This window comes from Falsiroseomonas sp. RANM36, assembly GCF_056682175.1.
Genome location: NZ_JBWXTD010000008.1, coordinates 131,110 through 144,869, shown reverse-complemented (window position 1 = coordinate 144,869; position 13,760 = coordinate 131,110). Strand labels below are relative to the sequence as shown.

Sequence of the window (13,760 nt, the reverse complement as noted above, 5' to 3'; positions counted from 1 at the left end):
GGCCCCCCCCCCCCCCCCCCCCCCCCCCCCCCCGCCGGGGGGGGGCGGGCGTGGCGCGCGCGCCCGTCGCGAGGTTCTGGGCCAGCCGCGCCGGTCCCGCGAGTTCGATGGCGCCGCTCGCCGTCAGCGTCGCGACGACCTCGCCCGGCGGCAGCTCGATGTTGTGCAGCAGCACCGGCAGCCGCGCCTCGTCGCCGGGCGCCAGGAAGCGCGGCAGCAGCGCCTCCGCCACCACCGCCTCGCGCACCGTCATCGGCTTCGACGCCGCGCCGATCCGCGCGCCGTCCCAGGCGACCACCATCAGGCGCAGCTCGCCCGCGAAATCCGGCAGGTCGAGCGGGACGCGCGCGACGCCGTCGCTGCCCACCGAGACCGGCCCCTGGAACAGCGCGACGAGGCGCTGCGGGATGTCCACGGCACTGCCCGCCAGCTCGTCGCCGCCCTGGCGCAGCACCGCCGCCTCGCCTTCCGCCGGCGCGATCAGCCTTCCGTAGTCGTCGCGGATGTCGAGGCCGAGGCGCCGTCGCGCGAGGAAATGTTCTGCCGGATCGGGCGAGCGGAATCGCGTGAGGCGCAGGACGCCCTCATCCACCGCCGCCAGCGTCAGCATCGCGCTGCCGCCCGCCGCGCCCGCGATGCGCACCGGGATCTCCACGCGCGTGTTCGGCCGCGCGAGGTCGGGCGATTCGATCGCGACATCCAGCCGCCGCGCCGCGGGATCGAGCCCGATCCAGGCAAGGCCGAGCGCGCGCGCCGGCCGCCCGGCGGGCGACTGCCCCGCACGGAACACCGTGACCGCCACATGCGCGCCCGGTCCCCAGGCGGCGTCCACCGGAATCTCGATCTCGATGCCGCCTTCCGGCACGGCGATGTCGCGCAGCGAGAGGAGCCGGTCGGTCAGCACGGCCACGCTCGCCTGCCCCGCGAAAGGCGGCGTTATGCGGACTCGGGCAAGCTCGCCGGCCGTGTAGGCGCGCTTGTCGGCGGCGAGGTCCACGCGATCCGGCACCTCCGCCGACTCGCCACCGGCCCAGCCCGCGCGGAAGCGGTAGGAAGCGATGGCCATGCCGTTCGGCTGCGTCACCTCGATGCGGTAGCGCCCGAAGGAGAGCGTGCGCGCGAAGCGGCCGGGGCTGCCGGGCGCCACCTGGATGTCGGTGGAATCCACCGGCTCGTCGCGCCAGACCGTCTCGTAGCGCGCCACGCGCTCGCGCAGCACGATCCGCCAGTCGGGGCGCTCGCGCACCAGCCGGACACGCAGCGTCGCGGCGATGGCCTCGCCCGCCGGGCTGACGGCGGCGATGTCGAAGGCCGCTTCGGCATTCGCATCCACCGCGCCGCCCTGGAAGGCGGGGCGGATCGCCAGCAGCGTGTTCTGGCCGCGCACCGGCAGGGAGAAGCGCGTGGAGCTGCCGCGCCCGCCGGGTTCCTCCAGCGTCACCGCGACCTCGGCCTTCACCGGGCGCGTGCTGTCCGGCGCACGCGCCAGGTTGAGCGTGAGGGTGGTGCGGCCCTGCGGATCCGTCTCCGGCACCTCGAAGCTCTGCAGGTCGGGCGAGAAGACCTCGTCGGCCAGACCGAAATGCCAGCCGCGCCAGGCCTCGAAGGGCTCCGCATCCTGCACCAGGCGCAGCTCCGCCATGCCGGTCAGGCCCGCGGCCGGCGCGCCGTAGAGGAAGCGCGCGGTGATCGGGATCTCCACGGGCTGGCCGCCGATCAGCGCGGGCGGCAGCGGGCCGGCCTCCACCTCCATGCGTTCGGGCACGAAGGCGTCCACGCGGAAGGTGGTGCTGCCGATCGGCGGCCCGTCCGGGTCTGCCAGCACCTCCACCGTCCAGGCGCCCGCCGGCGCGCCGGTGGAGAGCGCGACGGGCTGCACGAAGGCCGCGCCGTTCACGCGCTCTGGCACGCCCTGCCAAAAAACCTGGCCGTTCGGGCGCAGCACGCGCAGCCGTGCGGGGATGTCCACCGGCTGTCCGCCCGCATCGCGCAGCAGCGCGCCCACCTGCACCGTCTCGCCCGGGCGGTAGATGCCGCGGTCGAGCCAAACGAAGGCATCGAGCGGCCCGGGATGCGGCCGCCCCGCCGCGCCGCGGTCCGAAAGGTCGAAGGCCGCCGTCTCGAGATCCAGCGAGGCGAAATCTTCGCCGCGGAAGACATGCAGCGCCGCGGGGGCGAGCGGTCCCTCGCCGCGCAGCAGCGCCGCGTTGAAGCTGGCGAGGCCGTCGGCGCCCGTCGTCGCCTCGGCCAGGATGTCGTTGTTGCGCGCCAGCAGCGCGACGCGCGCGCCCTGCTTCGGCGCCGCATCAGAGAAGCCGCGGATCTGCGCCGAAAGCCCGCCCGTGCCGCGCCAGGCGGTGATGCCGAGATCGGTCGCCAGCACCGCCGCCGCGGCTTCGGCGCGGAAGCGCCCGCGCGTGCCGTCGGCCGGGCGCGCCAGCAGCACATACATCCCCGGCCCCGCGCTCAGCAGCGCATCCGGCAGCGGCATGGCGTTGCGCACCAGACGGTTCGGCTCGGCAGGCGGCAGCACGACGCGGCCTTCCCAGACGATGCGGCCCATGTCCTCGGCGATGCCGCCGGCGAGCCAGCTTTCCATCTGCTCGCCCGGCCGCCAGTCGCGCGTGAGGCCGACCAGGTTGCGCTCGCCGACGCGGGTGACGCGCAGCGTCATCTCCGCGACGTTCACGGTCGCGACCGTCATCGCCGGCGCCTGGCCGCGCGGCAGGATGAAGGCGCGGCTGTCGAAGACGATGCGCGGCGCGCGGTTCGGCATCGCGACGTTGATCGGCGTGTCGCGCGCGAGGCGCAGCCCGTCCTCGCCCGGCAGGCCGGCGCGCAGGATCAGGCGCGTTGTCTGGCCCCAGGGCAGGCCGGCGGCGCAGATCTGCTCGCCTTCCTTCGTCACGGCCATGCCCGGCAGCGCCGGCTCCGCGCGCACCCAGTCGCCGGGCTGCCAATCGTCGCGCCGCGCCGGCGCGCCGGTGAAGGCGAGGCAGACGCGGGCGGGTTCCGCATCCGGCTCGGTCCGCACCTGGCGGACCAGCAGCCCGGCATTGCGCCGCGCCTCCGCCCGCGCGGCGCGGTGCTTCGCATCCTGCGGCGCGCGCTCCACCACCGCTTCCAGCGCCTGGATCTGCCACATGGGCTGGTCGAGGCGGCGCATGGCCTCCGCCATCAGGCTCAGCGACGGGATCTCGGGCGGGCCGCCCGGCACCTGCATGAAGGCGCGCCAGCCGGCCTGCAGCGCGCGCATCGCCTCGGGCGGGTTGCGGCGAAGCTGCGCCTCGCCGAGCGCGAGCCACTGGTCGGGGCCGGCCTGGCCCATGCCGATGCGCTCCTCCCAGGCCTGCGCCGCGGCGGCCCAGTCGTTGCGGCCTTGCGCCTGGCGGGCGCGCGTCTCGGCCTGGGCGCGCTGCTGCGGTGTCGCGCCGGCGGGGAAGCGGCGCTGCAACTGCTGCTGGTAGGCGATGGCGTCGTTCTCGAGGCCCGGCGGCTCGAAGGCCAGCGCCGGGCCAGCAAGGGCGAGCAGGACGCAGAGCAGCGCAAGCAGGCGGCGCATGGCGATCTCCCCAGTTAAGGGGGAGCATGACACGCGGCCGCGGCCTGCGTCACCGCCCTCCGTGGCCGGAGACGCGCGCCCCGGCATCGGCCGGCATGCGCAGCATCGAGGGCAGCGAGGCCAGCACGACCACGCCCGAGATCACGAATGCGATGGCGAACTCGCGCGGACCCGCGCCGCCCGCGCCGGTGGCGAGCATCGCGGCCTCCAGCGCGAGCGAGCCCAGCACGACGCCGAGCGCCTGGCCCAGCTGCTGCATGGTGCCCGCCATCGCGGTCGCCGGCGCCAGCTTCTCCTGCGGGACATCGGCATAGGCGAGCGTGGCGAGCGAGGTGAATTGCAGGGCCCGCGTCAGTCCGCCCGCCGCCAGCACGGCGAAGATCGCGACCAGCGGCCAGGCGGCGGTGAACAGCGCGCAGATGGCGACGCCGATCGCCGCCAGCACGCAATTCGCCACCAGCACGGCGCGGAAGCCGAAGCGCTTGAGCAGCGGGCGGACCAGCGGCTTCATCGCGAAGGCGCCCAAGGCGGTCGCGAAGGTGATGCCGCCGCTGGCGCTGGCCGACAGGCCGAAGACCAGCTGCAGCTTCAGCGGCAGCAGGAAGGGCAGCGTGGAGGCGCCGACGCGGAACAGCGTGCCGCCCCCCATGGAGACGCCGAAGCTCGGCAGCCGCAGCAGCGAAAGATCCACCGCCGGCCGCCGCGCGCGGTTGGAATGGCGCACGGCGAACACCGTGGCGACGGCGGCCGCGGCCAGCACCATTGGCGCGAACCAGGCGGGCGCGATGCCGCGCCCCGCCGTCTCCAGCCCGGCCATCAGGCCGGCGAGCGCGACGCCCCACAGCGCCAGCCCCTTCGCATCCAGCGGGCCGGGATCCTGCTTCTCGACATCGGGGATGAAGATCCAGACCAGCACCAGGCCGAGGATGCCGACGGGGATGTTCAGCCAGAACACCGCCCGCCAGGAGAAGGCATCGGTCAGCAGCCCGCCGACCGGCGGGCCGAGAACGGGGCCGAGCAGGGCGGGCATCGTCAGCCAGGTCATGGCGACGACCAGCTCCTCCTTGCTGACGCGGCGCAACAGCAGCAGGCGGCCCACCGGCACCATCATCGCCCCGCCGAGGCCCTGCAGGATGCGCGCCGCGACCAGCGATGGCAGGCCCTGCGACAGGCCGACGAGCGCGGAGGCGAAGGTGAACAGCACGATCGCCGCCATGAAGACGCGGCGCGCGCCGAAGCGGTCGGCAACCCAGCCGGAGACAGGGATGAAGACGCAGAGCGCCACCAGGTAGGAGGTGATGGCGACCGAGAGATGCACCGGGTCCACCATCAGGTCGCGCGCCATCGCCGGCAGCGCGGTGGCGACCACGCTGGAATCCAGGTTCTGCATGAACAGCGCGCTGGCGACGATGATCGCGACGGCGCGCGGGTCCTTAACGCGCGCCACGGGCCATCTCGCGCAGCGCCGCGCGCTGCACCTTGCGGCCATTCGGCCCGTCGGTCGTCGGGAATTTTTCGAGCGTCACGAAGCGCGCCGGTTGCTTGAAGCGGGCGAGGCTGCGCTCGCAGGCGGCGCGGAGCGCGGCCTCGTCATAACCGGCGCCGGGGATGACGAAGGCGATGGCGCGACCCTCCTGCGCGACGACCTGCGCGGCGGTGACACCGGGTTGCGCGAGCAGGAAGGATTCGATCTCCTCCGGCGACACGAGGAAGCCGCCGAGGCGCAGCGCATCGCCAGCGCGGGTGACGAAGCCGAAGCCGCCCTCGGGCTGCGCGACGGCGAGGTCGCCGCTGCGGAACCAGCCCTCGACGCGAGCGCGCGCCGTCGCCGCCTCGTCGCCAAGATAGCGGTCGAACAGCGACGGGCCGCGCAGCAGCAGCTCGCCATCCTCCGCGATGCGGAAGGCGGCCTCGGCACTGGCGGGGATGCCGCCGCCGATGGCGGCATGGGGCCCGGCCGGGTCCTGCAGCGCGAAGAGCGCCTGCGCTTCCGAACTGCCATAGACGCCGCGCACGGCGAGGTTGAGCGCGGCGGAGGCCGCCATCACGCGCTCCGCCTGGCCGTGGAAATTGGCGAAGCCGGTGAAGGCGAAGGGGGCGTAGGGGCGCCCAGCAGCGGCATCGGCCAGCATCAGCAGCAGGTCGTCGCCGCCGACGAGATGCGTGACGCCCTCGCGCCGGATCAGCGCATCGGCCGCCGCCGCGTCGAAGCGCTCCATCGGATGGATCGCGGCGCCGCCGGCCAGCGCGGCCATTGCCGCCGCCAGGCCGAAGGTGCCGCAGAGCGGGACGGCGGCGAGGAAGGCCGCCCCCGGCGCATCCGTGCCGATGCGCGCCGCGACGTCCTGCGCATGGGTGGCGATGCTGCGCTGGCGATGCAGCACCAGCTTCGGACCGGCGGTGGTGCCGGAGGTGGTGAAGGTCAGGCAGTCGGCGTCTGGCGTGGAATGGTCGGTCTCGTCGGCGCCGTGCAGCGCGGCGAAGGGCAGCATGGGGAGGCCGGCGAGCGCGCCCTCCCCCAGCCCATCCACGGCGATGGTGACGCGCAGCGAGGCGCGCGCTTCGGCCGGCACGCTCTCCAGCACGGCGGCCGCGTCCACGGCGGCAAAATCGCGCGCGACGGCGATGGCCTTCGGCCGCGCGCGGGCCAGCAGCGGCGCGAGTTCCGCCGCGCGGAAGCGCGTGTTGAGCAGCACCGCGCAGGCGCCGCGCCGCGCCAGCGCCAGCAGCAGCAGCAGGAAACCGGGCCGGTTCGGCAGGAAGACCGCGACGCGGTCGCCCGGGCCGATCCCGGCCGCGGCGAGCCCGCCCGCGATGCGCCGCACGGCGTCCGCCACGCCCGCCCAGTCGAGGCCGGGCAGCGCCGCCCCGCGCGGGGTTCGCGCGGCGGTCGCATCGAGCAGGGCGGGAAGGGTGGCGGGGCGCGCCATGGCGGCCATCATGGTCCCGCCCCGGCCGCGCCGCCAGAGGCCCGCCCGCGGCTTGACGCTGCGCCGGCCGGGCCTGAGCCTTCCCGCCATGCAGCCCGACCCCGTGACCCTCGCCGTGCTCGAGAACCGCTTCCGCGCCATCGTGGAGGAGATGGGCGAGGCGCTGCTGCGCACCGCGACCTCGCAGATCCTGAATTCCTCGCGCGATTTCTCGATCGCGTTGTGCGACGCGCAGGCAAGGCTTGTCGCGCAGGCGGATCACATACCCGTGCATGTCGGCGCCATGCCCTTCGCCGCGGCGGCCGTGCTCGAAAGCTTCGGCGCGACGATGCAGCCGGGCGAGACCTATCTGCTGAACGATCCCTGGCATGGCGGCAGCCACCTGCCCGACCTCACCATCGTCCTTCCCGTGTTCGGCGACGGCGCGCTGCGCTTCCTCACCGTGGTCCGCGCGCACCAATCCGACATCGGCGGCGCGACGCATGGCGCCTACAACCCCGCCGCCTTCGAGATCTGGCAGGAAGGCATCCGCATCCCGCCGATCCGCCTCGGCGAGGATGATGCGCTGCGCGAGGACCTGGTCGCGATGCTCGCGCTCAACACGCGCATCGCGCGGGATTTCCGGGGCGACCTGATGGCGATGTGGGGCGCGGCGCGGCTGGGTGCGAAGCGCGTGCAGGCGCTGCTGGCCGAGCACGGCGCGGTCAAGCTGAGCGCGGCTTCCGACGCGATCCTCGATCTTTCGGAAGCGCATGCCCGCCGCATCATCGCGAGCTGGGAAGATGGCGAGTATTTCGGGGAAGCGACACTCGACGATGACGGGCACGGCGCCGAAAACATCCCGATCCGCGCGCGAGTGACGAAGCGCGGCGGCGACATCACCGTGGATCTTTCGGACTCGTCGCCGCAGGTGCGCGGCTTCGTCAATTCCTCCTGGCCCAACACGGTCAGCGCCGCGCGGATGGCGCTGGCCTATCTGCTCGACCCCGAGGTTGCGAAGAACGACGGCGCCTTCCGGCCACTGACCGTGATCGCGCAGGAAGGCAGCATCGTCCGCCCGCGCGAGGGTGCGGCCGTGACGCTCTGCACCAGCCACTGCTCCAACGAGATCGTGGAGGCGATCGTGAAGGCGCTCGCCCCCGCCTGCCCCGAGCGCGCCATGGGCGGCTGGGGCCGCCGCTTCCGCGTCGCCATCGCCGGCGAAAACCCGAAGCGCGGCAAGAAGTTTGTCTGGCACCTGTTCCATGCGCGGCCCGGCGGCGGGGGGCATGCGAAGGGCGATGGCTGGTCCTGCGCCGGCGAGTGGCATTCCGCCGGCGGCCTGAAATTCGGCAGCGTCGAGATGGCCGAGGCGCGCTTCCCCCTCTTCTTCCGCCACCACGAATTCCGCCCCGGCTCCGCCGGCGACGGCACCTTCCGCGGCGGCCTCGGCGCCGAACTCGAACTGGTGATCGAGACGGACAAGCCAGCGATGGCCAACACCGCCGGCGACGGCATCCGCCACGGCGCCGCCGGCATGCTCGGCGGCGAGGACGGCGCGCCCCACCGCTACACGCTGCGCCGCGCGGACGGCACCGAGCGCGACCTGCGCACCAAGGAAACCGGCGTGGAACTCCGCCCCGGCGACGTGCTGGTCGTCCGCTCTGGCGGCGGCGGCGGCTGGGGCCCGCCCGACAAGCGCGACCCCGCGTTGCGCGACGCCGACGCGAAGGAGGGCCTGATCTGATGCGCGCGCCCTATCGCATCGGCGTGGATGTCGGCGGCACCTTCACCGACGTCGTCTGCATCGGCGCCGATGGCGAGACGCTCCTCGTCAAATCCGCCACCACGCCGCACGACCAGTCCGAGGGCGTGCTCGATGGCCTGCGCCTGCTCGCCACCACGCTGCACCTCACGCTCGCCGAGTTGCTGGAAGTCACCGAGCGCCTGGTCCACGGCACCACCGTCGCCACCAACGCGCTGCTCGAACGCCGCACCGCCCGCGTCGCGCTCCTCACCACCGAGGGGCATCGCGACATCATCGAGATGCGCGAGGGCCTGAAGCCCGAGCGCTACGACCTCCGCCTGCCCACCCCGGCACCCCTCGTCCCGCGCCACCTGCGCCTGCCCTTGCGCGAGCGCATCCGCGCCGATGGCAGCGTGGAGATCCCGCTCGACGAAACCTCGCTGCACCAGGCCATCGCCGCGCTGCGCGACGCCGAGGTGGACGCCGTCGCCATCTGCCTGCTGCATTCCTGGCGCGACCCGCGCCACGAGACAGAGGCCGCCGCCGCCATCCAGGCCGCGCTGCCCGACGCCTACGTCACCCGCTCCGCCGACGTGCTGCCGCAGATCAAGGAATACGAGCGCTTCAGCACCACGGTCGTGAACGCCGCCGTCGGCCCCATCGTCGCGCGCTATCTCGGCCGCCTGCAGCAGCGCCTCGACGCCGCCGGCTTCCACGGCCCGCTCTTCGTCATCCTGAGCCATGGCGGCGTCGCGCCGGTCGAGGAAGCGCAGCGCCTAGCCGCCGGCACCGCCCTCTCCGGCCCCGCCGGCGGCGTCGCCGCCGCGCTCGCGCTGGCCCGCGCGGGCCTCGGCGACAATCTCGTCACCTTCGATGTCGGCGGCACCTCCACCGACGTCGCCCTCGTCGCCAATGGCGAGGCCGCGCTCGGCAAGGGGCGCGAGGTCGGCGGCCAGCGCATCGCGCTGGAAAGCCTGGACATCGTGACGCTCGGCGCCGGCGGCGGCTCCCTCGCCTTCGTGGATTCCGGCGGGATGCTGCGCGTCGGCCCGCGCAGCGCCGGCGCGGTGCCCGGCCCCGCCTGCTACGGCGCCGGCGGCACCGAGCCCGCGGTGACCGACGCCAACCTGCTGCTCGGCTACCTCGACCCCGAGCGCTTTCTGGGGGGCCAGCGCCGCCTCGACATCGCCGCCGCCGAGGCCGCCGTCGCGCGCCTGGCCGGCCGGCTGGGCATGGACGCGATGGAATGCGCCGCGGGCATCCACCAGCTGGCGAATGTCGCGATGGCCGAGGGCATCCGCGTCGCCACCGTCCGCCGCGGCGTGGACCCCCGCAATTTCACGCTGCTCGCCTTCGGCGGCGCCGCCGGCCTGCACGCCTCCGCCGTCGCGCGCGACCTCGGCATGAAGCGCGTGGCCGTGCCGCTGCTGGCCGCGGGCCTCTCCGCCTGGGGCATGCTGCAGACCGACCTGCGCTACGAGGTCTCTCAAAGTCTCGCCGACGCGTCAGGCCTGCCGGCCGAGGAGTCCGTGCGATCCTTCTTCGCCGCACTCGACCAGAAGGCGCGCGCGCGGATGGCGCGCTGGATGACCGGCACGCCCGAGCTGCGCCGCAGCGCCGACATGCGCTACGGCGAGCAGGTTTTCGAGGTCGCGGTGCCGCTGGACGGCGTGGACTGGGACAAGGCTGACCTGCCCGCCCGCATCGCCGAGGCGTTCCATGCGCGCCACGAGGCGCTGTTCACCTACGCGCTGCGCGGCGAGGAGGTGGTGCTGGTCACCGCCCGCGTCGCCGCCGTGGGCAAGCTGCCGCCCCGCCCCGCGCCGCCGCGCGCGCCACGCGGCACCTCCGCGCCGATGGGCCTCCGCCGCGCGCGCATCGGCGCCGCGTTTGCCGAGATCCCGGTCTGGAGCTTTTCGGACCTGGCCCCGGACCAGCGCGTGGAGGGACCGGCCATCGTGGAGAGCGACACGACAACCGTGCTGCTGCTGCCGGGGGATTTTGCGACGTTGGATGGGAGGGGGTGGTTGGAGGTGGGTGTGGGGTGACGTGACCGAAAATATATTGCATCGGGAACAAAAACACGTTGCATAGCAGCGTTGATTATCATCGAACTCACAGCAGCAGTAAATATTGATCAGTTATGACTGAATTGCCAGTTTAATATCATCGCACAGTGCCGCATACCAATCCTCGCCCACACTATCAAGGAACGCGCGTATACAATCAGTTTCCAAAACTTCCCGCGATGTTTGAGCTTTTTCACAGCACATTTCTGCATATTCATGATGATTAAGGCTTGGTTCAGCAGCAAGAATGGACTCCATATTGATGCCATACATTTCGATCAATCGCCCCCGTACCACCGGATTGCTGAATACTTCTTTTTCTGGTGGTAAGGAGCCCGGAAATTTGTAGATCTGACTTGACTTGTTGTCTCCTTTGTCGCCGTCCCTCACCGCGATTGCCTTATGGCCAGCCCGCGTGAGAGCTTCTTTAGCTGAGACAACCGCCCGAGAATCGCCAAAGAGAACAACAGAGACAGACGACAGTAAATTTTTGTCGAATCGACGCAGTATTTCTCTCAGAAGGGACTGCGCAAAGTTATCCTCAACACATATGATCGCGTGCCCGGATTCACCATCCGAGAGAGCCGTTTTAATTCGGGCCGACGAGACTCTGTCGTATACAGTGACGCCATCTGGGCCACGCACGAGCAATTTCCTAGCCTCCGGCGGTAAAGCATTCATCATGCTGCTCGAATGAGTAGAAAAAATTATTTGATGACCTCGCCTTGTCGAAACATCTATCAAATATTTTGCGAATTCATACTGAGCATACTCGTGGAGAGATGTTTCAGGTTCTTCGATAACTATTAGGCTTTGCAGGGGACAAGTTTCTAAGAGTCTGACGGTATAGACTACGCGCCCCTCACCAAAGCCCATGTTATTCTCCGAATAAACCGCTCCAAACCGCTTAGCTATACCAAGTTCTCCCTCCCTCTTTTGCGCGGCCACACCTTGGAAATAAACTTCGTTGTAAGGAGAACCCAGTATGCGGCTAACATAGGTCTCCACACCCGCCAGATCGGTCCGGCGCCGCAGCGACATGGATTTAGCACTATATATACTCAGGTCCCGGCGCTCGACCTTGGGTATATAGACCGTAAATCCTATATACTCCGTGTTACGCTCCGGCTGCCTTTTGTAACCAGACCAAGCTTCAACGGTTCTTGAAACGGTCAGTTCTTGGAGAGTTTCCGGCTTGTCCGTTTGATACTTAAAAGTTATCGAGGCATCAGCTGAAAATGGCGCAGGATCAACTATCGAGACCGGGAAAAAGTTCACGACATAAAATCTTTTCGAGCCGATGGCAGATGTAATTTTTCTATACCCACAAAGCAACAATTGCCCAATAGTACTCTTGCCTGAGCCATTAAATCCGGATAATGCTGTCACTGGATACTCGAAATTTATTTCTGCTTTTATGCCTCTGAACCCGTTTATACTTGCAGAAATTATAACGGGGCCGAAGTTCGCAAACCTGTTTGCGTGGGCGAATTTCGACGCAAGAACTGTACGCGGGTCTGCCAAGGCTAGGCTCCGTTGCTTTCGAACTAGATCGATCGCTACTGCGATCTTCTTGCACCTGCGGTATATTATATGTGGGTAGTGGAGGACAAGGGGAGATGTTAACCAGAATGGACGATTACGGCACCCCATGTTCCTGTTGGCGCGCTCGAGTTGCTGGATTGCCAGCCATAGCGGCTGCTTTCGAACCAATTCTCATCCCAAACAACCCCTGAACCGCAGCCGACCACCTTCCGCGGCCTTCGCACCTCCGCGCACCCGGCCGCCCGCCTCACCCAGCCGCGCGGCCATCCAGGCCTTCGACCCCAAAACGCCCTCCAGCAGCGCCGGAATCCGCCGCGCGCATCACCCCGCCTTGTCCGGCGCCCGGTCCCGGCCGCGCATCAACTGCCGCCGCGCGACCTCGGCAACGGCGCTGCGGAACTGTCGCAGGAATTCCGGCGGCAGCGTGCCGTAGATCGGGCTGGCCCGGCCCGGGATATTCCGGACGCCATCGGGCCAATCCGCGCGGTTGCAGCGGCTGACGACGACCCATTGCGGGAAGCCGTCCAGCCCGGCCGCCGCCCGCGCCTCCGGCGGAATGGCCAGTGCCACGTCGTCCTCGCGCGGCGGCTCGTGGGAGATCGGGAAGTAGAAGACCCGCGGTCCGTTGCCGCGGATGATGATGGCGCAGGGACGCGGCTTGTAGTCATCCGCGTTCGCGCTGCCCCATTCGTATTCGAAGCGCACCACCGCCCCGTCTGGCAGGGCGTCGAGCGGCGGAATGCCGCTCAGGGCGCGTTCCGCCGGTCAACCGCGGCCAGGAAGGCCAGATCCTCCTCCGGCAGGTCGGCGACGCGGCCGGCGAAACGGGCCTTGCGGACCAGCTCCTGGTATTCCTTGAAGGACAGAACGACGACCTGCGGGATGTTGTAGTGCGTCACCGCCACGGGCTCGCCGCCGGGGGCACAGACTTCTTCCCGGATTGCCCCGAAGGTCCGGGCAGCCTCGGCCGCGGAGACGGATCGCATCGGGCACCCCCATGTTGCGCAACAAGTCGCGGAACATATTGCGCAAGATCAGGCAGGGTCAAGCCGGGACCAGGCTCCATGCCGCAAGGCCCGCTGTTGCCCGCCGGAGACGCGCGGCCGCCGAAGCCCGAGGCGCACGGAAAACTCTCGCATTATAGGCACAAATTCCTGCAACATCTTGCGATGCGCCCCACACCCCCCGCCTTCCCCCTCCGCCGCTCCGCCCCGCGCCCCTGGCGCCCGCTGACCGACATCGAATGGGCGGCGCTGTCGGCCATCCTCCACCGCTCCACCCGCGGCCGGCCGCCGACGCTCGCGCGCTACACCTGGGACGCCATATTCTGGGTGGCGTGCTCCACCAAGCCCTGGCGGGCGCTGCCCGAGCATCTGGGCAAGGCCGATTCCGCCCATCGCGCGCTGCGCCGCGCGGCGGCCCAAAAGCACTTGCACCGGATGCTGCTGCGCGTCTCCGACCATCCGGAGTTCGCCCAAAACAGTCCGCTGCGCGCGATCGAGTGGTTCATCGTCCGCGCCTATCGCCGTGCCTTCCGGATCACCCGCATCGCCATCCCCTTCGCCCGCCGCCTCGGCCTGGCCTGCGCCCTGCCGGCCGAGGCGAACTGGCTGCCGGATGCGAATTTGTCCGAAACGGTGAAGCGGATCGCGGCGCGGGCGCGCGCAATTTCGGGCGGGCTGTCGGTGGGGGTGATGCGGGGGTTGCTGGAGCTGGCGGAACGCGCGGCGGGGCAGCCTTGGCGGTGGAGGACGACGGGGTGAGGGGGCGGCGAGAGGTCAGGCGAACGCGCTGATGGGGCGAAGGGCGGTCGTGCCCCCACCCCGACCAGCCTGCGTAAGCGGCGGCATGCCGCCGCAACTCCGGCGTCCCGCCCCCGGCGGGGGGGCCCCCCCCCCCCCCCCGCCCCGCGGCGCCCCCCGCGGAGG

At 70.6% G+C, this 13,760-nt stretch carries 9 protein-coding genes; 3 read left to right on the top strand and 6 right to left on the bottom strand.

The features are described from left to right. From AC1MIR_RS26355 to AC1MIR_RS26345, 3 genes are all read right to left on the bottom strand, one after another. On the bottom strand, positions 1 to 3,562 hold a 3,562-nt coding region (locus tag AC1MIR_RS26355; RefSeq protein ID WP_480031147.1), incomplete at its 3' end, for an MG2 domain-containing protein. 49 nt (positions 3,563 to 3,611) lie between these two features. Beyond that, positions 3,612 to 5,009: an MFS transporter gene (locus AC1MIR_RS26350; protein WP_480031146.1), complete on the bottom strand. Its 1,398-nt coding sequence runs from the start codon at positions 5,007 to 5,009 to the stop codon at positions 3,612 to 3,614. Then, positions 4,996 to 6,492, bottom strand: coding sequence for an AMP-binding protein (locus AC1MIR_RS26345; protein WP_480031145.1), 1,497 nt, complete (start codon positions 6,490 to 6,492; stop codon positions 4,996 to 4,998). Before AC1MIR_RS26345 ends, AC1MIR_RS26350 begins: the two co-directional genes overlap by 14 nt. 88 nt (positions 6,493 to 6,580) lie before the next feature. Here AC1MIR_RS26345 and AC1MIR_RS26340 point away from each other — a divergent pair, with 88 nt between their 5' ends. After that, on the top strand, positions 6,581 to 8,218 hold the full coding sequence (locus AC1MIR_RS26340; RefSeq protein WP_480031144.1) for a hydantoinase B/oxoprolinase family protein: 1,638 nt from the start codon (positions 6,581 to 6,583) through the stop codon (positions 8,216 to 8,218). Further along, entirely contained in the window at positions 8,218 to 10,266 is a 2,049-nt protein-coding gene (locus tag AC1MIR_RS26335) for a hydantoinase/oxoprolinase family protein (protein ID WP_480031143.1), read from the top strand. Before AC1MIR_RS26340 ends, AC1MIR_RS26335 begins: the two co-directional genes overlap by 1 nt. Before the next feature lie 93 nt (positions 10,267 to 10,359). Here AC1MIR_RS26335 and AC1MIR_RS26330 read toward each other — a convergent pair whose 3' ends face one another. From AC1MIR_RS26330 to AC1MIR_RS26320, 3 genes are all read right to left on the bottom strand, one after another. Beyond that, positions 10,360 to 11,565 (bottom strand): ATP-dependent nuclease, encoded by a 1,206-nt coding sequence (locus AC1MIR_RS26330; protein ID WP_480031142.1) that lies wholly within the window; start codon positions 11,563 to 11,565, stop codon positions 10,360 to 10,362. 588 nt (positions 11,566 to 12,153) lie between these two features. Then, a complete protein-coding gene (locus AC1MIR_RS26325) occupies positions 12,154 to 12,540 on the bottom strand; it encodes a hypothetical protein (RefSeq protein WP_480031141.1) in 387 nt (128 codons plus the stop codon). 38 nt (positions 12,541 to 12,578) lie between these two features. After that, positions 12,579 to 12,737 (bottom strand): hypothetical protein, encoded by a 159-nt coding sequence (locus AC1MIR_RS26320; protein ID WP_480031140.1) that lies wholly within the window; start codon positions 12,735 to 12,737, stop codon positions 12,579 to 12,581. Between the two features lie 264 nt (positions 12,738 to 13,001). Between AC1MIR_RS26320 and AC1MIR_RS26315 the strand changes: the two genes are divergently transcribed. After that, positions 13,002 to 13,595, top strand: a complete 594-nt coding sequence (locus AC1MIR_RS26315; protein ID WP_480031139.1) for a transposase — start codon at positions 13,002 to 13,004, stop codon at positions 13,593 to 13,595. Positions 13,596 to 13,760: the final 165 nt, after the last annotated feature.